16 protein-coding genes are annotated in these 19,353 nt (G+C 39.3%); 12 read left to right on the top strand and 4 right to left on the bottom strand.

All coding sequences use genetic code 11. The annotated features are described in order from the left end of the window. The first annotated feature begins 140 nt into the window (after positions 1 to 140). From ACIR131C_RS26145 to ACIR131C_RS0115400, 6 genes are all read left to right on the top strand, one after another. Positions 141 to 308 carry a hypothetical protein gene (locus ACIR131C_RS26145; protein WP_196811786.1) on the top strand — a complete coding sequence of 56 codons (168 nt, stop codon included), beginning with the start codon at positions 141 to 143 and terminating at the stop codon, positions 306 to 308. Between the two features lie 329 nt (positions 309 to 637). Further along, on the top strand, positions 638 to 2,497 hold the full coding sequence (locus ACIR131C_RS0115420) for an NAD(P)H-quinone oxidoreductase subunit F (RefSeq protein WP_028090927.1): 1,860 nt from the start codon (positions 638 to 640) through the stop codon (positions 2,495 to 2,497). Positions 2,498 to 2,547: 50 nt separating this feature from the next. Then, a complete protein-coding gene (locus tag ACIR131C_RS0115415; RefSeq protein ID WP_028090926.1) occupies positions 2,548 to 4,041 on the top strand; it encodes an NADH-quinone oxidoreductase subunit M in 1,494 nt (497 codons plus the stop codon). 233 nt (positions 4,042 to 4,274) lie between these two features. Continuing rightward, positions 4,275 to 5,597 carry a CO2 hydration protein gene (locus ACIR131C_RS0115410; protein WP_028090925.1) on the top strand — a complete coding sequence of 441 codons (1,323 nt, stop codon included), beginning with the start codon at positions 4,275 to 4,277 and terminating at the stop codon, positions 5,595 to 5,597. Positions 5,598 to 5,792: 195 nt separating this feature from the next. Continuing rightward, the gene (locus ACIR131C_RS0115405; protein ID WP_028090924.1) at positions 5,793 to 6,746 is read left to right on the top strand and encodes an NAD-dependent epimerase/dehydratase family protein; all 954 of its coding nucleotides are present in this window, start codon (positions 5,793 to 5,795) and stop codon (positions 6,744 to 6,746) included. Between the two features lie 124 nt (positions 6,747 to 6,870). Beyond that, a complete protein-coding gene (locus tag ACIR131C_RS0115400; RefSeq protein ID WP_028090923.1) occupies positions 6,871 to 7,746 on the top strand; it encodes a Uma2 family endonuclease in 876 nt (291 codons plus the stop codon). Between the two features lie 352 nt (positions 7,747 to 8,098). On the opposite strand, the gene ACIR131C_RS0115395 is transcribed toward ACIR131C_RS0115400, so the two are convergent. Both ACIR131C_RS0115395 and ACIR131C_RS0115390 read right to left on the bottom strand, forming a co-directional pair. After that, complete coding sequence (locus ACIR131C_RS0115395; RefSeq protein ID WP_028090922.1) at positions 8,099 to 9,055, bottom strand: NUDIX hydrolase; 957 nt, start codon at positions 9,053 to 9,055, stop codon at positions 8,099 to 8,101. A gap of 76 nt (positions 9,056 to 9,131) precedes the next feature. Then, entirely contained in the window at positions 9,132 to 10,334 is a 1,203-nt protein-coding gene (locus ACIR131C_RS0115390) for a glycosyltransferase family 4 protein (RefSeq protein ID WP_028090921.1), read from the bottom strand. Positions 10,335 to 10,507: 173 nt separating this feature from the next. Here ACIR131C_RS0115390 and ACIR131C_RS0115385 point away from each other — a divergent pair, with 173 nt between their 5' ends. The 6 genes from ACIR131C_RS0115385 (at position 10,508) to ACIR131C_RS0115360 (ending at position 17,293) form a co-directional block, all read left to right on the top strand. Beyond that, entirely contained in the window at positions 10,508 to 12,124 is a 1,617-nt protein-coding gene (locus tag ACIR131C_RS0115385) for an alpha-amylase family glycosyl hydrolase (protein ID WP_196811785.1), read from the top strand. 108 nt (positions 12,125 to 12,232) lie between these two features. After that, the gene (locus ACIR131C_RS0115380) at positions 12,233 to 12,967 is read left to right on the top strand and encodes a TylF/MycF/NovP-related O-methyltransferase (RefSeq protein ID WP_035372218.1); all 735 of its coding nucleotides are present in this window, start codon (positions 12,233 to 12,235) and stop codon (positions 12,965 to 12,967) included. 292 nt (positions 12,968 to 13,259) lie between these two features. After that, entirely contained in the window at positions 13,260 to 14,366 is a 1,107-nt protein-coding gene (locus tag ACIR131C_RS0115375) for a DegT/DnrJ/EryC1/StrS family aminotransferase (protein WP_028090918.1), read from the top strand. A 147-nt stretch (positions 14,367 to 14,513) separates the two neighbouring features. Beyond that, entirely contained in the window at positions 14,514 to 15,803 is a 1,290-nt protein-coding gene (locus ACIR131C_RS0115370; protein ID WP_028090917.1) for an acyltransferase family protein, read from the top strand. A gap of 60 nt (positions 15,804 to 15,863) precedes the next feature. Beyond that, on the top strand, positions 15,864 to 16,562 hold the full coding sequence (locus ACIR131C_RS0115365; RefSeq protein ID WP_028090916.1) for a hypothetical protein: 699 nt from the start codon (positions 15,864 to 15,866) through the stop codon (positions 16,560 to 16,562). 107 nt (positions 16,563 to 16,669) lie between these two features. Then, entirely contained in the window at positions 16,670 to 17,293 is a 624-nt protein-coding gene (locus ACIR131C_RS0115360; RefSeq protein ID WP_028090915.1) for a histidine phosphatase family protein, read from the top strand. Between the two features lie 40 nt (positions 17,294 to 17,333). On the opposite strand, the gene ACIR131C_RS0115355 is transcribed toward ACIR131C_RS0115360, so the two are convergent. After that, positions 17,334 to 17,744, bottom strand: a complete 411-nt coding sequence (locus tag ACIR131C_RS0115355; RefSeq protein WP_196811783.1) for an ester cyclase — start codon at positions 17,742 to 17,744, stop codon at positions 17,334 to 17,336. A gap of 416 nt (positions 17,745 to 18,160) precedes the next feature. Further along, positions 18,161 to 19,108 carry an aldo/keto reductase family protein gene (locus tag ACIR131C_RS0115350; RefSeq protein ID WP_028090913.1) on the bottom strand — a complete coding sequence of 316 codons (948 nt, stop codon included), beginning with the start codon at positions 19,106 to 19,108 and terminating at the stop codon, positions 18,161 to 18,163. Positions 19,109 to 19,353: the final 245 nt, after the last annotated feature.

Below are 19,353 nucleotides of genomic sequence, written 5' to 3'. Positions count from 1 at the left end.
CATAAGTCCTGATATTAATACTATACTATCTTTGATGTTGCCGATAACCGAGGTGGAGTAGCCATATTCAGCCATGAAAAGTCTCTAAAATCATTATTTACTTAAATTTGCAGTATTTACTTAATTTACAGGAAACACTTATGAACCGTTCTCAGATAGTTGCGATTATTACAGGGGTGATTTCTATACTTCTGGCTATTGCTTACCTCATTGTTGTCCAAATTATTGATTATCGAGATATGAAACCAGCCCCTATTAGTCAACTCAGCCCACAAGTAGTTATTGCAGTCAGTAACTTGCCACAATAAAAATGTAATTTAGATTACTAGATTAAACACGAATGGGGTAGTAAATACTGCCCCTGGATTATAGATACTGCTTGAACAGTTAATCTATAGATTAAACATGATGGTTGCTATTGAATAATCAAATGTACAGAAATATAAGAATCACTTACAGAAATCATTGCAAATTCATCTACTTAAATAATTTATTTTTGTTACAGATAAGGGTAAACTGTTCATAATAATATTAAATAAAAATAAATTGTGATTATCAATGATCACTAGATTGATAGGGATCAACGGTATTTGCTGTGTTTTCTTTAAGTTTTGCTGCAAAATGTAGAGGTAATTGAATGGGTCAGTATTTACTAGATACTATTTGGCTAGTCCCGGTTTATGCTTTGATAGGTGGGCTTTTAGCCATACCTTGGTCACCAGGAATAATTCGCAAAACAGGTCCTCGACCAGCGGGATACGTAAACGCAGTTATGACCTTTTGCTCATTTGTTCATGCTGTTCTTGCTTTCTTTGTGATTGGAAATCATCCAGCCCAAGAGGTATTTATTCCTTGGTTGTCTACCGCAGGTTTAAATCTCACCATTAATTTAGAAATTTCTGCTGTTAGTGTAGGGGCGTTAATTATTATTACCGGCTTAAATTTGCTGGCGCAGATATACGCTATTGGTTACATGGAAATGGACTGGGGTTGGGGACGTTTCTTTTCCTTATTAGGATTATTTGAAGCTGGTCTTTGTGCTTTAGTCTTGTGTAATGATTTATTTTTTAGTTATGTAATTCTGGAAATCCTTACCTTGGGAACTTACCTGTTAGTAGGGTTGTGGTTTAGTCAGCCTTTGGTAGTGACTGGGGCGCGAGATGCTTTTTTAACCAAACGGGTAGGAGACTTGTTTTTGTTAATGGGTGTCTTAGGACTTTGGACACTTTCAGGGACTTGGAATTATACAGAGTTGACTGCTTGGGCGGCTACTGCAAATGTTGACCCCACAACTATTACTTTAGTATGTTTGGGCTTAATTGCAGGTCCCATGGGTAAATGCGCCCAATTTCCCCTACATTTGTGGTTAGATGAAGCAATGGAGGGACCTGTTCCTAGTACAATTTTACGAAATTCGGTGGTCGTCGCCAGTGGGGCATGGGTGTTAATTAAATTACAACCTGTATTTAGTTTATCTCCCGTCGCAGCTTATGTAATGGTGGCTATTGGTACAGTAACAGCCATTGGTGGGGCGTTAATTGCGATCGCTCAAATTGACATTAAACGCTGTTTATCCTATTGTGTTAGTGTTTACATGGGCTTGGTATTTATTGCCGTAGGCACACAACAAAATGAAGCCGCGCTGCTATTAGTCCTCACCCATGCTTTATCCTCTGCATTACTAGTCATGAGTACAGGAGGAATTGTTTGGAATAGTGTCACCCAAGATGTTACCCAATTAGGTGGATTATGGTCACGTCGTCCCATGTCCGGTTTAGCATTTATGATTGGTACATTGGGTTTAATAGGTTTTCCCCCTTTAGGTAGTTTTTGGGCATTGTTTAAATTAGCTGATGGTTTATGGGCAACACATCCGACTTTAGTAGGAATAGTTATTATTGTTAATGCCTTAACCACATTTAGTTTAACTAGGGAATTTTGTTTAATTTTTGCTGGTAAACCCAAACAAATGAGTGAACGTTCCCCCGAAGCTATTTGGTTAATGGTTTTACCAATGATGATTTTATCGGGCTTTGTTTTACACCTGCCTTTAGTATTACAAAGCTTGTCATTGCTTCCTGACTGGGCAACATTAAATAAAGACGTTGCCCTATTATTAATTTGGTCAAGTATATTCGGTTGCAGTATTAGCAGCATCATCTATTTAGGCAACATTCCTAAACCAATTCGTTTACCCTGGCAAGGTTTACAAAATTTATTTGCTTACGATTTTTACACTCCCAAACTGTACAAAATCACCATTATTTTCGGCGTTGCCCAACTTTCTAAATTTGCCGATATCCTAGATAGATTCGTAGTAGATGGTATTGTCAACTTTGTGGGTTTATTCTCTCTTTTAGGTGGTGAAGGGTTAAAATATAGTAACAATGGACAAACTCAAACCTATGCCCTGACAGTGCTTTTAGGAGTAGGTGTTTTAGGCGCTTGGTTGTCATGGCCTTTTTGGGGTGTGCAGTTTATGAAATTAATTTTTTAATTTGCACCTAACTTATAGCATTACCAATTACCAATTCCCAGATCAGAAATATGTTGAGTGTTTTAATTTGGCTACCAATTATAGCCGCTATAATCATCGCTTTTTATCCAAAAAAAGATATTCCCGCAAATCAAATTCGTTTAGCATCGTTAATCATTACAGGGTTAGTGTTGCTGTGGAATATTTTGATTTTGTTCAAATTTGATCTCACCAATTCCGGGGCGCAATTTACCGAATATTTACCCTGGAATGAAACCCTGGGGTTGAGTTATCAATTAGGAGTAGATGGATTATCAATATTAATGTTAGTATTAAATAGCTTCCTCAGTTGGATTGCTATTTACAGCAGCAGTAAAGATACAGAACGTCCTCGGTTATTTTATGCCCTGATTTTGTTTGTTAGTGGTGGGGTTGCTGGTGCTTTCTTATCACAAAATTTGCTTCTGTTTTTCCTGTTTTATGAATTGGAATTAATCCCCTTTTATCTACTAATTTCCATTTGGGGAGGGGAAAAACGAGCTTATGCTGGCATGAAATTTCTGATTTATACAGCCATTTCCGGGGCTTTAATTTTAGCCACATTTTTAGGGATGGTATGGTTAACAGGTTCTCACAGTTTTGCTTTTGATGCTGTTGCCACTGAAAAGATTTCTGCGGGAATGCAATTAATATTATTAGCAGGAATAGTTGTAGGTTTTGGGATCAAAATTCCCTTAATTCCCTTCCATACCTGGCTACCAGATGCTTACGTAGAAGCTTCCGCACCTATCGCTATTTTATTGGGTGGAATATTAGCCAAATTAGGAACTTATGGCCTATTAAGATTTGGTTTAGGAATGTTTCCCCAAGCTTGGCATATTATCGCCCCAACATTGGCAATTTGGGGAGCAATTAGCGCGATTTATGGGGCGGTTGTAGCCATTGCCCAAAAAGACATCAAACGCATGGTAGCATATAGTTCTATCGGCCACATGGGCTATATTTTACTAGCAGCAGCCGCAGCCACACCCTTAGCATTAGTTGGTGCAGTAGCCCAAATGTTTAGTCATGGAATTATTCTCGCTATTCTCTTTCATTTAGTGGGAGTGATTGAAACTAAAGTTGGTACAAGAGAATTAGATAAACTCAATGGTTTAATGAGTCCTATTCGCGGTTTACCATTAATTAGTGCCTTGCTAGTTCTAGGTGGTATGGCTAGTTCTGGTATTCCCGGTTTAACAGGTTTCATTGCTGAATTTATTTCCTTTCAAGGCAGTTTTTCTACCTTTCCAGTTCCCACAATTTTATGTGTAGTTGCCTCTGGTTTAACCGCAGTTTATTTTGTCATTCTTCTTAACCGTACCTGTTTTGGTAAATTGCAAAATAACTTAGCTTACTACCCTAGAGTCGTCTGGGCAGAAAAAATTCCGGCACTAATTTTAGCATTGTTAATTATCTTTTTGGGAGTACAACCTACCTGGTTAGTGCGTTGGAGTGAAACCACAACTACCGCTATGGTAGCCGCAATTTCCCCCACCGAAAAATCCGTAATTGCCTTAAAGTAATTATGATCAATATCTCGTTATCTTGTTCCCAGTCTCCGACTGGGAATGCTATCACAGAGGCTCTGCCTCTAATTCTAATATTATTGAAGGCAGAGCCTTCTAGAATTAATTCCCACACAGAGTATGGGAACGAGAAAATCCTTAGTTTACTTTAGTAAACTTTAGCTATTAGCCTGGAACTTAAATTCCAGGCGCGTGTAGAAGCCAACAAATAAACCCAAAACAAAAATAATATGGTACAAACTTCAGAAAAACCAAAAGCCAAAATTCCTCCTTCAAAACACGAATTTGCAGAAATTATTCATCGCTTAGAAGCTGGTGGTTCAATGTTACCAGATACCCCAGAAAATTTAATGCAAATTATCGGTATTTATAAAGCTTATGCTGTACCGATGGATTTTTATTGGCGAGATTTATTATATATTGCTGAAAGGGTATTTTTAGATCCTTTACCAGCTTTTAAATACTTCTTACCACAGGAATATTTAGACCTGCATAATCACTATGCAGGTGATGATGCTGATTTAAGAATTTGGCGCGGTGAAGCTACTGCACACCCAGAACTTTTGGCATTTATGGAAAAAGGTGAAACCATCAAAATGCCGAAAATATTCCATCATTTATTCCATGATAGAATCAACATGGAATTTGCGGAAGCTTGTATGCAGGCTATGCTTTGGCACCGGAAAATGTATGCACCAGTAAACCAATTTGATGCTTATTTAGATTCAGCAGAATATCAAGCCAATGCAGATAAAGCAATTAAGGCTTATTTTCGGAAAAATCCTCTAATGTTGGGACTTTATAAACTGTTTCCTGATATGTTTTTGGAACAGTGCCGCATGATGTCCTATTATTCTAATTTAGGACTTTTCTGGGAAGTTATGGCACCGGTGTTTTTTGAAATGTCAGATATTTATGATGAAGGTGGTTTCAAAAGTGTACCTGATGCTATGAACTTTCTCATCAATGGTATATTTGCTATTGCCGGCCGCCCCATTTATCATCATGTTTATATTGACGGTGAATGTTATGAAATTATCCCCAAATCAAAAGCGTTTACCTGGTTATATGAAGCCGCTTTACCCTATGTGGAAGCCGTTTTTTATCGCACCGCACCATTTAGAGGCACAAAGTCATATAATGCCCAAGCAGGGGAAGTTCCAGAAGACCAAAAAGACTTCCATTATGGTATTCTGTATGCTGATGTATTTCCCGTCGGTACAGCAGGTATTCCTCCGACATTATTAATGCAAGATATGTTGCATTTTTTGCCTCAATATCTTGTTGATTATTATCAACAATATTGTCGAGGAGAAGAGGATATTTTAATTCAATTGGGAATTACTTTTCAACGTTCCATGTACAATGTAACATCTGCGGTAATTCAAGCTTTAAGAACTGCTCTTTTATATCCCTTAGATGATGAAAATCCCCAGCATTTACAAGCAAATCGAGAATTTTTTGAAATGCAGTTAAATCGCTTTACTCGTAGTGATTATAATATGCGTGATGCTGCTAGATTACGGGATATTCAAAGACAGGATTATAGATAGAATCTACGGAGAAAATAGATACCTGACTTGTTGCAGAAGTTGGGTATCTCCGTATTTGTTGATTTTGTAAAGATTTGTATTTTTTCAGTAAATTATTGAATATCTATGGGAAAATTATATCCTTAGTTAGACTAAGTTATAAATAATTAATATTAGGCTGTTAAACAAAATTACAGTCAAATCACAAAATATAAAATGACTAAGATCATTGTCACTGGAGTTGCGGGTTTTATTGGTTCTCACTTAGCTGAAACATTATTAAAACAGGGAGAAGAGGTAATTGGTATTGATGAATTTAATGATTATTATGATCCTCTGTTGAAGTGGAAAAATATCGCCAATTTTCAACATTACCCCAATTTTACCTTAGTAGAAGGGGATATACAATTTTTAGATTTGCAAAAACTGCTTTTAGATGTCCAATTAGTTTATCATCAAGCAGCCCAAGCTGGAGTTAGAGCCAGTTGGGGCAAGGGTTTTCGCGCTTATACCGAACGGAATATTAACGCTACACAAGTCTTATTAGAAGCTGCTAAAGATGCTCAAAATCTGCAAAGATTAGTGTTTGCATCTACATCTAGCATATATGGTGACGCGGAAACATTACCAACCCATGAAGAAATTAAACCTTTACCCGTGTCACCCTATGGTATTACTAAATTAGCGGCTGAACAGTTGGGAATGTTATATCATAAAAACTTTGGTGTCCCGTTTGTGTCCTTACGTTATTTTACGGTTTATGGACCAAGACAACGGCCAGATATGGCATTTCATAAGTTTTTTAAAGCAGTGTTGCAAGACGAAGCAATTCCCGTTTATGGTGACGGAAACCAGACCAGAGATTTTACTTTTGTCAGTGATGCGATCGCTGCTAACTTAGCTGCTAGTATTGTACCAGAAGCAGTAGGGCAAATTTTCAATATTGGCGGCGGCAGTAGAGTTATTTTATCAGAAGTTTTAGATACCATGGCGGAAATAGTCGCTAAACCCATCAAACGTCATTATATCGCCAAAGCCATGGGAGATGCCCGTCACACCGCTGCTGACGTATCCAAAGCCCGGAAAATCCTTAATTATCAACCCCAAGTATCTTTAAGAAATGGCTTAACCCAGGAATGGGAATGGGTGAAGAGTTTGTATAGTGTATAACTAACAAAGATCCCCTACTTCCTAAAAAAGTCGGGGATCTGAACCTGGTAAATATTCAGCTATAATAAGACAGTATAAATCTTAGATTACCAAAAATCCCCAAAATACCCAGGGAGTTAGAGTTATGGTTGCTACTCCAATACCGACCGTTGCCGAACTATCAAAAGTGACAATTTCTTGGGAAGCATTACCCGAAGATTTTATCTTAGAAGAAGAACCTGTGGAAAACACCGCACAACCATTAATTGCTGGAGCATTACGAGAAAGTCTAGAATTAAGTGGATATATTCAACCCACCATGCTCATAGCGGCAAATTTGGGCATCTGTGCCACCATGGATGGTAAACTTGTTGTCAAAGCACCAGATTGGTTTTTTGTGCGGACAGTTTTACCCTCATCTGGGGTGACAGATAGACGCAGCTATACACCCCACCTAGAAGGGGAAATTCCCAGTATTGTCATGGAATTTTGCTCAGATACTGACGGAAAAGAATACTCAGCTAGACGCACTTTCCCCCCCGGAAAATGGTTTTTTTATGAACAAATTCTCCAAGTTCCTACTTATGTAATTTTTGATCCCCTGACTGCTGTATTAGAAGTTCATCAAATCGAGTCAGGACAGTATAAATTACAGCCAAAAGACGAAAATAATCGTTACTGGATTACAGATATGGGATTATTTTTGGGATTGTGGGAAGGAGAAAAGGAAGGTCGCATAGGTTACTGGCTACGGTGGTGGGATCAAGCAGGTAATCTGTTGCCATGGGCTGTAGAAAAGCTAGAACAAGAACAGCAACGAACTGAACAGGAACGTCAACGGGCTGAACAGGAAAGCCAACGGGCTGAACAGGAAAGACAACGGGCTGAACAGGAAAGCCAACGGGCTGAACAAGAAAGTCAACGGGCTGAACAAGAAAGCCAACGGGCTGAACAGGAAAGCCAACGGGCTAAAAGGTTAGCAGAACAGTTACGCGCATTGGGTATTGATCCAATTGATTAAATGTGCGGTTTCTAAAATTGTTGTAGAGATGTTTCATAGAACGTCTCTACATTCCTTTTTGCGGGATACCTAATTAATCCCCAATACTGTTCGGTTAAAGGGAGATAGTGGGTAAAGTCAAAAATATTTTGTTCGCTTAATAACCTATCTTCCGCACCCTCAACTGTCACAATCGGTTTTTACCGTTTTTTATAATGACATAAAGTTGTATTTTATACTAATTATCAGTAAATTAACGTAGGTAGGATACCGAAAAGGCATAATTTATATCCAAGAATCAAGATCAAATTAAGTGATAATATCATGTGACACCCCAGGGTGCGGAATGTGGGTTAATAAGAATTGTGTATGTTCACCAATGGTGTTGAAGTAGGTATTCTAAGCCCAAGCGAGAGGAAAACATGAGAGAACAAGCTTCTTGCTCTGTGGGTAACATTCCATATTCCAGCAGCGCCTCAGCTTCTGCTTTACTACGAATAGGAAGCAAATGAGAATGCTCTTCCCACTGATCTGTGTGAAAATGGCGATCAGGCATTTGGGTTTGCACCACGAAGACCAAATCAACTTCCCCTGTGAGCGGGTTGCCAGACATACCAATAAACCGAGTATTCTTGTCATTTAAGGTCATGGCAACATTCACTTCTTCCTTCAATTCTCGTTGAGCATCTTGATAAAAATTGATGTCTTGAACTGTCGGAAAAAATGTTGCCCAACCGGCCACAAAGTTGAGAACGCCTGTGTGATCTGATGAATTCAATCGCTTACCAATGTAGATATGACCATCCGCAGTCAGAGGAATCACCGCTACCCCAATTCCTCTGGCAAAATAGGCGTAGGGATCATGGTAATTTGTCAGGCCACGCATCATCAGCTTTAGTGTATCTAACGGACTACGAGTCATATCCAAACGACATTGTGGGTAGCTTGTAGGACCAACTTCCAGGGTAAAGGTGTCTTGACTGCAAGACCAGAATCCCGCTACTCCTGCCCCAGACCAACGGACTTTGCGATCATCATAAGTTCCCGGTTTGCTGCCATCTGTCAGCATACCAGTACGAATCTGAGGATTAATCACAGTTTCCAAGTAAGCATGGAATTGCGTGTCAAGTGGCTCATCATTTAGGTTTTGTGTACCATGTCCCTCCCGCACCTGAATTCTGGTTACGCCTACTACCTCAATGGGATGGATCAAGTGAACAAAGTCACGACCTGCAATCAGCGCCTCCGATAACGCTTTACCTTGGGGCAAATCTGTCAGAGCCGCAACTACTTTCTCACGATAAGCAAAATATTCCCAGCTTTGATTCATAAGTGATAATCACCTTCAAATTAAACCGTTTAGCAAAAGCAAATACGCCATTCATATCTGGACTTTGACCTAACTGCTACTTACTTCTCTTTTGCAGTTCACAGACATAAAACTCTTCAAGTCGTTGTATATGATGCTTGATATCGTATTGTTGAGCGCAAAGAAAAGCATTGTGAATGATTTTTTGTCGAAGATGCGTATCGTTTAACAGTGCTAATATGCCTTCAGCAATTTGATCGCTATTCTGGTAATCAACAACCCAGGCATTTTCTTGATGCACAGCATGATCCAATGCACTACCGGCAAGGGTAATCACTGATGGTACTCTTGACAGCATCGCATCTACATAGACTTGCCCGAAGGTCTCTTGAATAGAATCAATAGGTGCATGGACAAAAACATCAAATAATTTAAATAGGGCAAAAAGATCCGCTTCAAATGGGATTTCAACATAACTATGTGCAGGTAATTGCGACAGTTTTGCTGTAATACTTACAATATCCTCATATTGGGGAGCAACAATGTCTTCTTTGCGTGCATTACGCATTTTTTCCTCCAGCTTGGCACGATCAATACCTGTACCTGAAAGAACTAAGATTGCGTGAGGATAAGCTTCGAGAATCTTTTTATAAGCTTCAACTACATATTCAACGCCTTTCCATCTGACATACCTTGCGGCTACTCCAATAACGGGACCTTGATGATTCCCTAAATACTTAGCACGCAATTGCTCAATGCGTGAATTATCTACGTTTTCATACTCATGGACATCAAATCCAGTTGGTATAATTGTGATTATATCTTCAGGTATGCCGTCTTCTATCATCCCTTGGTTGCTTTTATTCGTAACAGCAATAACATTAGTACAGCATTCCCATATCAAGCGATGCTTGCTGGGAGCATGACGGTTATAGTATTTAATTGAAGGGTGTTCTCTGGTAAAAACTCGCACAGGAACCTGGGCATAATAAGCAGCTTGCATTCCTGCTAAACTGCCGGCAAACCAATGAGTGTGAACAATATCCGTCTGATTTTTAATCAAGTGTTCATAGAGAAATTTGACCATTTCTGGTGTATTGATGTAATCCGGATAGGAAGTAACAGTATGACGGATATTCAAATCCTGTAAACAAGCGATCATCGGATCACTTTCATTGAGGATCACATAGTCAATGTCAAATTTACTCTTGTCAATATATTTGGCAACCAATTCAAAAGGAACCCAACGAATGGGATGCGTAAAGATGCAGGTAACTTTAATTTTGTGCTGTGCTATCATTATCACCAGTGCAATTAAGAGTTTTTTCTATTTTATGACTTATCAGGTACTGCCCATATTACTATAATGTGTATGCTACAATGAGAAAATATTCAAGGTGGTTAAAACCGCTGAGTTTCCCACTTACCGAGTATTATTATGACAAAACCTAACATTATTTACCTATGTCGTCAATGACTCATTCTCCTTGGTGGAAGTCGGCTGTTATTTATCAGACTTATATACGTAGTTTTCAGGACGCAAATGGGGATGGCATCGGTGATATCCGTGGCATTATCCAAAGACTAGATTATTTAGAATGGCTGGGCATAGATGCAATCTGGGTGACACCATTTTATCCCTCACCAATGGCCGATTTTGGTTACGACGTTAGCAACCATACAAATGTTGATCCTGTTTTTGGAACTCTTTCAGATATAGATAGCTTGATAGGATATTTGCGCGATCGCAATCTCAAGGTATTAATTGACTTTGTTGCTGCCCATACTTCCGATCAGAATCAGTGGTTTATTGAATCTCGCAGTTCGCGTTCTCATCCCAAGCGAGACTGGTACATCTGGAAAGATCCTCAATCAGATGGTGGCACTCCCAATAACTGGCTGGGACGCTTTGATGGACTTTCGGCCTGGGAATGGGATCACAACACAGAGCAATACTATCTACACTCTTTTCTCAAGGAGCAGCCAGATATCAATTGGCGTAGCCCTGGTGCTAGACAGGCAATGTTAGATGTACTACATTTTTGGTTACAGCGAGGCGTAGATGGAATTCGCGTTGATGCCGCCTATCGTGCCTTGAAAGATCCTCAGTTTCGGAATAATCCAGTGAATCCCGACTGGCATCCGGGCATGGAACCATCGGATCGCTTGTTTGAAGTCTTCAGCAAAAATATACCGGAAATTCACGATTTTAATCGGATGCTGCGGACGCTAGTTGAGGGGTATGGCGATCGCCTTTTGATTGCTGAATTATACAAATCACTAGAAGAAATTGTGAAGCACTATGGCGCAAATGACGAATTTCATTTACCACTCAATTCGGAATTGATGTCATCTGATTTTCAATGGAGTGCAGAGTCCGTCCGAGAAGTGGTTGATCGCTACGAGAGGCTGCTACCTGATGGTGCATGGCCTAATTGGTCATTGGGTAATCATGACAAGCATCGTGTCGCCAGTAGAATTGGTACTGCTCAAGCCAAAATCGGTATGATGCTATTGCTCACCCTGCGTGGGACACCAACGCTCTACTACGGAGATGAATTGGGAATGGAAGATGGCTGGATTCCTTCTGAGCATATCCAAGACCCTTGGGAAAAAAAATCTCCCGGTATTGGAGTTGGACGCGATCCCGAACGTACGCCGATGTTGTGGGATGGATCTGCTAATGCGGGGTTTTGTTCCGAGTCAGTCCAGCCATGGCTACCTATCACTCATGACTACAGAAATATTAATGTCCAAGCACAACAGCAGGACTCCCGCTCATTTCTCTCACTAACCCGCGCACTGTTGCACTTGCGTCGGAGACAAACAGCACTACAACTTGGTGACTACATTTCTTTATACTCACCATCACAGCTTTTCTGCTATCGTCGCTTTTACCAGACTTCAGAGATTGTTGTGGCATTGAACTTCAGTTCACAATACCAGGAATGGGTATTACCAGTGGAGTTTCGTAACCAGTCAAAAGTTCTCCTTTCCACATTCATGGATCGTCAAGGAGGACACCTGGGCAATACCCTTGAGCTACGAGGAAATGAAGGTCTGATTATTGAGCGTAATTATCAATCGTAATCAGCCTAAACCCAGGAAAAAAGATGAGCTATTCATCTATTTCGTAATGTATAATTGCGAAGGCTTTGCCATCCTCAACCTATAAAACTATTTCCACTTGTCTTGATTATGATTACTAACGAGCGCACGATCGTTTTCTCCAGCAAACACCAAGCAACCATGAAAGATCAGATCACGCCAGATATGGGCAAAGATCCGGTTTTCATGAATTTATTTGAGCAAGTAAGTCCGTATACAATGACCAGCGTAGAAGCACTTTTTGCGTTGTATACATCGGTGAACTATGTTCTTGATCGCGATATCCCAGGTGATATTGTAGAGTGCGGAGTTTGGAGAGGTGGAAGTGCCTTACTGGCAGCTTTGATTTTGAAAGCGCGAAACGTGAGCGATCGCCAGCTATATCTCTATGACACATTTCAGGGTATGCCAACACCCACAGAATTTGATGTAGATAAATATGGACGTACTGGCTTTGAAATGATGGAGCAATATGGAGACGACATTGGTTGGTGTTACGCTTTATTGGAAGATGTTCAAGCAGCTTTCTTAGTCCATAATTTTGATTTTGAAATTAATTTTGTGCAAGGAGATGTTCTGGAAACCTTAAAAACGACTAAGCCAGAAACCATCTCTGTTCTCCGTTTAGATACCGATTGGTATGAATCCACAGCCTTCGAGTTTCAGCAGCTTTATCCTCGACTCTCCTCAAGAGGTGTGCTGATCATTGATGATTATGGCTGTTGGGCTGGATCGCGCAAAGCTACGGATGATTATTTCCGTGAAGTTCCTGGCCCAATGTTAATCCGCATTGATAAGGAAGTGCGGCTGGGGATTAAGATTTAGAGACATTATTTTCCAGTCAACGGAGCAACGAATTGTATTTTTCATGACAATAAATGGAGAATTCGTATTCCTCTCCTGTTCGGGAGAGGCTACGGACAATCAGCAATGACAGGCAAAAATAAATTCCGAACGATTTTTTGGGCCATTTCAGGGATCACTTCCAATGTTAAGAATTGTACAACCCTTAAGTCATAAGGATTTTGATCCCATCTTCCGCTTATACAAAAAAGATTTTTATTCTTGTATGTGTGATATAATTACGAAGTGTTTTTCATTAAAATTCATACTTCCTATGGCAGCATACAAAATTATTCAAATTGAACCTTGGATTGACAATAGTGAACTTGAACAGCTTAATCGTGTTATTAAATCTACATATTTAACAGAGTCCAAACTAACCGAAGAATTCGAGGAAGGTATTAAACAATTAACAGCGGCTAAATATGCGATCGCTACCTCTAATGGCACAACAGCACTCTACTGTGGATTAAAGGCGTTAGGAATTGGTTTTGGGGATGAAGTTATTGTTCCAGATTTAACTTTTGTTGCTTCTTCTAACGCCATTATTATGACAGGAGCAACACCTATTTTTTGTGACATAGAAAAAGATAATCTAGGTTTAGATGTGATCAAAGCTGAAGCTTTAATTACAGAGCGAACTAAAGCCATTATGCCTGTCCATTTATATGGACAGAGTGCTGATATGGAAAAAATTACTGAGTTTGCTACCCATCACAATTTAAAAGTAATTGAAGATGCAGCCCAATCTATTGGCGTGAAGTTTAAAGGAGATCATGTTGGACTTCAGGGAGATGTGAGTGCCATTTCTTTTTATGGCAATAAAACTATTACTTGCGGTGAAGGAGGTATAATTTTAACCAATAGTGATGGCATTGCTCAATCTTGCCGTCGTCTCAAAAATCATGGTCGAGATCATCGTGGAACTTTTGTGCATGAACATATTGGATTTAATTTTTCAATTACAGAAATGCAATCTGCTATCGGCATTGCCCAATTAAATAAATTACCTGCAATTATTCAACGCAAGCAAGAGATTTATGAGCATTATGCAGCCGAGCTAAAAGATATTCCTGACCTAGAAATTACGCCTATAGATCCTCGTTGTCAACCAGTTCACTGGTTTACTTCATTTTATACGGATAAACGGGCTGAATTAGCAGAATACCTGGCAGAAAATGGTATTCAAACTCGGCGGTTTTTCTGTCCTTTGCATCTACAACCTTGTTATCAACAGCAAGAATGGCATAATCCCAATCAAGATTATCCTGTCAGTACCCAAGCTTATGAACGAGGAATTTCTTTACCTTCAGCTTATTCTTTAACACCTGAACAACAAGATTATGTAATTACCAATATTCGCCAATTTTATGGCGTATAAGCGCAGATATTGTCAATATTGAGATCCGATTTTAGGCAATTAACCTCTATTTTCCGAGGTGGGAGTGACGACTTAATAGTAAAATGATCATCTCCCATTAAACTATGACACCTTTATGACACCTTAGTGAAATTTAATGAACATACAATGCAAAAAAAACTAGAGCCTGATAACAGAGATGATTACTCTTTAAACAAGCATTCAATATTCGACTATAATTTAGAGGGTCTTAGAGGACTAGCTGCACTTTCGGTAGGATCATCTCATGTTTTCTTCCTGAAAAACTTTCTAGATCCTACCTATCATCCCCATATTTATTTTGGTTATTTACACGCGGCACGTAGTGCTGTTTTATTATTTTTTGTTCTCTCAGGCTATGTCATTGGCTTAACGACTACAAAAGAGTTTTCAATTCGGCATACCTACAATTATATATTCCGCCGAGCCGTAAGAATTTTACCAATTTATTTCATTGCTATTGGTTTGGGGGTATGGGCTGAACCCAATGAAAAATTAAATATAGTTTTAGGCAATTTATTTTTCTTACAGAATTTTGACAAATACTTTTATTTTTCGATAGATTGTATATCAGGTAATGCAGCAGTATGGACTTTAAATTACGAAGTTATATATTATTTACTTTTTATCTTAGTTTGGTGGTTGCGTCCTAAAATTTTAGATTTATTTTTAGGTATTATTATCATCAGTATGATTGGTTGGTTTCTGCCTTCATTTCCACAATTTATTTCTGGTTATGCATCGGGATGGATTTTTTGGTTGAGTGGGCTATTATTATCATGGAAAGTAAAACCTGCTACTGATAAGGAGTCATATTTTCCTCTTATTAGCTATATTTTGTTATTTCATGGGACAAATCACTTGCTCACAGGTAAATCTATTTTGAATTCTTTAGGTTTTGCCAATCCATCGGCTAGTTTTGTTTGTTTCCCCGATCTGACTATTCTGCCAATCTGTATATTAATTATCTGTGAAATTACTGGACGCTATTTTTATGGTTTTATATATTTACGTTTACTCTGTTTCCTGATCCCTATTTTTCATCTGTTGGGATTGATTTTGACGGGAAGTATTTTTCAAGAACCCAAATGGATAGCATCATCTTTTTATATTATACTTGCAATTCTCCTATTTAAATATGATACATCTCCCAATGTCTTGAGAAACATCAATTTTATGGGTCGTATTTCTTATGCATTCTATTTATTACATATGCCGATAGCTATACTCATGCGTAAATACTTTCCTTGGCAAGGAACTGTTTTAAGTTTCTGCCTAGGTTTATTGATTTGGCTGGTAATCACAATAACATTGTCAAGTTTTCTAGAGCTTGTGATCCAACCTAAAGTAAAATTTTATTTTCGGGAATGGGTAGAAAATAAAAAGGAACAGGAAATAGTAAACCGGGAGATGTCATAATTTTTAAATTGCATTTTTTTGCTTTTCAAATAATTCTCAAAGTCAATAGTGTTAAAGTTTATGCAAATAGCCACAGAACCCGTTTTCATTACTCTGTGTGACGCGGATAGTCCACTTGTCCAGCCACTATATTCATCATTACGAGGTAACTTACGTATTCTCGATAATTACTCTCAGAAGCTGAGAATGCTCTCCAAAATTTTTAAAGTTCGTGATTTCTTAGCTGCTGATACCGATATTGCTGACGATGCAATCATCGTCTTTACAGATGCCTATGATGTCCTGTGCATTCGTTATGATCCTGTTGGATTAGCAGCAGACTTTTTTGCCACAGGTAGAGATTTGATTGTCGGTGCTGAAACTGTATTTTGCCACCACAGTGCTGATGTAATGCCCTTCTTCTTGTCTAACTATTTAGGACAGCCAGCCAAGTATCTCAACAGTGGGTTTATTATTGGGTACAAATGGGCTTATCTGCGTATGCTTAACTACATTGCAACTAATTTTGTAGAAAAGTATATGATGGATTCACGTCAGAGTGACCAGCGTGTGATTTCCCGATTCATGTTAGAAAACTCTGAACTGGGTTTGTTGAATATGGATATTGATAGCACATTCAAATTCTGCTATACCCACACCTACGACAATAATCCACTATGCTGTGACAATTTGCGGTCTTATTTTGTCCATGTCACCTGGCTGGCACTGGAAATACAGAAACAAGCATATGAGGAAATCCGGAGAGTTTTCAACATTTAAAAATTTCAGCAGGTTGATTCAAAAGTGAGTGAATGAGCCTGGAAATTAAAACCATGCCGTAGAAATGAAGCCTTCTGTACCAATCACTATCTATAGGATAAGAACAAATGAAACTGGTCATTGTACGACATGGGGAAACCGAGTGGAATGTACAGGACAAGGCTACGGGTCAACTCGATAGTCCATTGACACCCAAAGGTATCCGACAAGCTTACGCCATTGCCGATCGCCTACGTCGTCTTTCATTCACCAGCTTTTACAGCAGTGAACTGGGTCGTGCTGTGCAAACAGCTAACATTATTGCTGAAGTATGTGGCAAGAAAGTGATGATTGACCCGCAATTACGAGAGTGGAATATGGGAATATTTCAGGGATTAACAGTTTCTGAAATGCACCAGAAGTTTCCACAGGAGAGGCAAGACTATGAACGTATTGGCTATGAATACGTCATCCCAGAAGGAGAAAGTTTAAGGCAATGTAGGGATAGAGCCTTTCGGGTGATGAATGCGATCGCACAACGACATTTAGATGAAACCGTTGTGGTGGTCACTCATGGTTGTTTCTTGATGGGTTTTTTTGAAATGGTGCTTGGTCTCCCACCTGGAAATAGTTGGCGTTTCCAGCTGCATAATGCGAACATCTGCACTTTTGAGTATGTTAACGGGTGCTGGAGTCTGATTGTCTGGAATGATGTGAGTCATCTCGAACAGATGGAGACCGTCACAGCTTAGTAGTCTAGTTTAGAGAAGTCTGGCCGGGAATAATAGTCATTTAAACATTTTCGGCAGACTGAATCTGGCTGAGAATATCCGAAAGCGGCCAATATCCCCAAGATTCTGTAATCTTCTCGTTTTCAATCTTGAATATCTCTAAAGCCGCAAATTCTACTTTTGCGCCAGTGGGAGCTATTCCCACAAATTCACCCAGGTGCGTAGCTGTAAAGTGACCTCTAAATACGACTTTGTTATTTTCTTCAATTAGATCGTCAATCACTACTTTGATATCTGGAAAGGCTTTGTGAGTTCCCTTCAATATTGCGATCGCATCCTCGACGCTTCGCACTTGAGGTAGCCCATGATCTATATAATTTGCCGCAACATATTTGTAAGCAATTTCATAATCTTGAGTATTATAAATTTCAAAAAACTGTCTAACCACTTTCTTATTAGTCAGGCTATTCATAGAATCTTTTTTGTAAATTGACAGGTAAATCATACCTGAAGGCTATGACATTGTCAAACTTATCTGCCTTCTTACAGCAGTTTTCATGTATTTAGACCACACCTGGAATTAATCTCTTCTTTCTTCCTTTGTCCCTTCGCGCCTACTCTTACGAGATCGATCGCCTAACGGCGATTGCGTGAGATATAAAGATGTGATTCATTGACCCGAAAATTGCTGTAAGTTTCTAGTGGGAAGGCGTAAGTTTCTTAATCAGGGCTTACGCAAAACATCTCTCAAACTCTCTTGCCTTCGTGTCCTTTGTATCCTAATGCCTACGGAATCGTCAGGGATACGTGGTTTGTTCTTTTGTAACTTGTGCATAAGTCCTATTGATGATCTTGAGAATCTTGCCAATATCAGAATAGCTACTTTCCTCACTTGCGAACCACTGATACTAGTATATTGTCAATTGCTGCTAATATATCTGCATCCAATTGCACTTCTGAAGCACCAACATTATCAACAATTTGTTGCGGACGACTAGCACCGATAATGGCTGAAGATACATATTCAGAATGTAGTACCCAAGCAAAAGCTAACTGTGCCATATTCAATCCTAAGTTTTGGGCAATGGGTTTTAGGTTCTGCACTGCTGTGAGAATGGAATCACTAAACAACTCCTCCAGCAAATACCAATTCATTTTCTCATTTGCAGCGCGAGAATTTGCAGGTGGAGCTTGTCCTGGCTGGTATTTGCCTGTAAGTACACCTTGAGCTAGTGGCGACCAAACAATCTGACCAATACCATTAGCTGCACACAATGGAAATACTTCTGCCTCCGGTGTGCGCCAGAGCATAGAATACTGAGGTTGGCTGGAAACAAAGCTTTCAACATCAGCAATATCAAGCGCAGACTGAATTTGTTCTGGAGTCCACTCGCTAAAGCCTATGTAACGAGCTTTTCCCTGACGCACTACCTCAGTCAATGCTGTCATTGTTTCCTCCAAAGGTGTATCTGGATCGTAGCGATGGCATTGATATAGGTCAACATAATCGGTACGCAGTCGGTTTAAGGAAGCATCAATTTGTTTTTTGATCTGGGCTGCTGACAACCCTCGATCAACAGGTGACGTGGGAAAAAATACCTTCGTTGCTAAGAGATACGATGAGCGATCAATTCCTTGTAATACTTCACCGAGAAATGACTCAGCACCGCCAGCCGCATAAGAATTAGAAGTATCAATAAAGTTAATCCCCATGTCAAAGGCTTTGTAAATACAAGCTTCTGCATTTTCCTTTTCTACACCTTCATGAATACCCCATGAACCAAGACTGATTTCAGAAATAAGCAATTCACTGTTACCTAATTTTCTGTATTTCATTGTATTTATGATTTCATTGTATTTATGATTTGGTTAGTATTTTGCTCTTGATTTACGATCAGAAACTAATTAATACCAATTTAATATGAAGCTGCACATTATTTTTATTTTTACCCCTCCCAACCTCCCCTCAAGAGGGGAGGTGCCCAAGGCGGTGGGGATTCTGGTGCGTCTTCATGTAAAAATGGTTTAATCCAAATAATCTGAACCGCCCAATTGCTATGATAATATGAAAGTTTGGGCGG

Origin of the sequence: Dolichospermum circinale AWQC131C, assembly GCF_000426905.1 — a bacterium.
Lineage (GTDB): Bacteria > Cyanobacteriota > Cyanobacteriia > Cyanobacteriales > Nostocaceae > Dolichospermum > Dolichospermum circinale.
Note: the sequence above shows the minus strand (reverse complement) of the source record. Positions and strands in the feature narration are given on the sequence as shown.

Coding starts and splice junctions, on each gene's coding strand:
- ACIR131C_RS0115420 (WP_028090927.1), top strand. CDS start 638: ATGGGTCAGTATTTACTAGATACTATTTGGCTAGTCCCGGTTTATGCT.
- ACIR131C_RS0115355 (WP_196811783.1), bottom strand. CDS start 17,744: ATGAATAGCCTGACTAATAAGAAAGTGGTTAGACAGTTTTTTGAAATT.
- ACIR131C_RS0115405 (WP_028090924.1), top strand. CDS start 5,793: ATGACTAAGATCATTGTCACTGGAGTTGCGGGTTTTATTGGTTCTCAC.
- ACIR131C_RS0115365 (WP_028090916.1), top strand. CDS start 15,864: ATGCAAATAGCCACAGAACCCGTTTTCATTACTCTGTGTGACGCGGAT.
- ACIR131C_RS0115410 (WP_028090925.1), top strand. CDS start 4,275: ATGGTACAAACTTCAGAAAAACCAAAAGCCAAAATTCCTCCTTCAAAA.
- ACIR131C_RS0115370 (WP_028090917.1), top strand. CDS start 14,514: ATGCAAAAAAAACTAGAGCCTGATAACAGAGATGATTACTCTTTAAAC.
- ACIR131C_RS26145 (WP_196811786.1), top strand. CDS start 141: ATGAACCGTTCTCAGATAGTTGCGATTATTACAGGGGTGATTTCTATA.
- ACIR131C_RS0115415 (WP_028090926.1), top strand. CDS start 2,548: ATGTTGAGTGTTTTAATTTGGCTACCAATTATAGCCGCTATAATCATC.
- ACIR131C_RS0115380 (WP_035372218.1), top strand. CDS start 12,233: ATGATTACTAACGAGCGCACGATCGTTTTCTCCAGCAAACACCAAGCA.
- ACIR131C_RS0115400 (WP_028090923.1), top strand. CDS start 6,871: ATGGTTGCTACTCCAATACCGACCGTTGCCGAACTATCAAAAGTGACA.
- ACIR131C_RS0115350 (WP_028090913.1), bottom strand. CDS start 19,108: ATGAAATACAGAAAATTAGGTAACAGTGAATTGCTTATTTCTGAAATC.
- ACIR131C_RS0115390 (WP_028090921.1), bottom strand. CDS start 10,334: ATGATAGCACAGCACAAAATTAAAGTTACCTGCATCTTTACGCATCCC.
- ACIR131C_RS0115385 (WP_196811785.1), top strand. CDS start 10,508: ATGACTCATTCTCCTTGGTGGAAGTCGGCTGTTATTTATCAGACTTAT.
- ACIR131C_RS0115360 (WP_028090915.1), top strand. CDS start 16,670: ATGAAACTGGTCATTGTACGACATGGGGAAACCGAGTGGAATGTACAG.
- ACIR131C_RS0115395 (WP_028090922.1), bottom strand. CDS start 9,055: ATGAATCAAAGCTGGGAATATTTTGCTTATCGTGAGAAAGTAGTTGCG.
- ACIR131C_RS0115375 (WP_028090918.1), top strand. CDS start 13,260: ATGGCAGCATACAAAATTATTCAAATTGAACCTTGGATTGACAATAGT.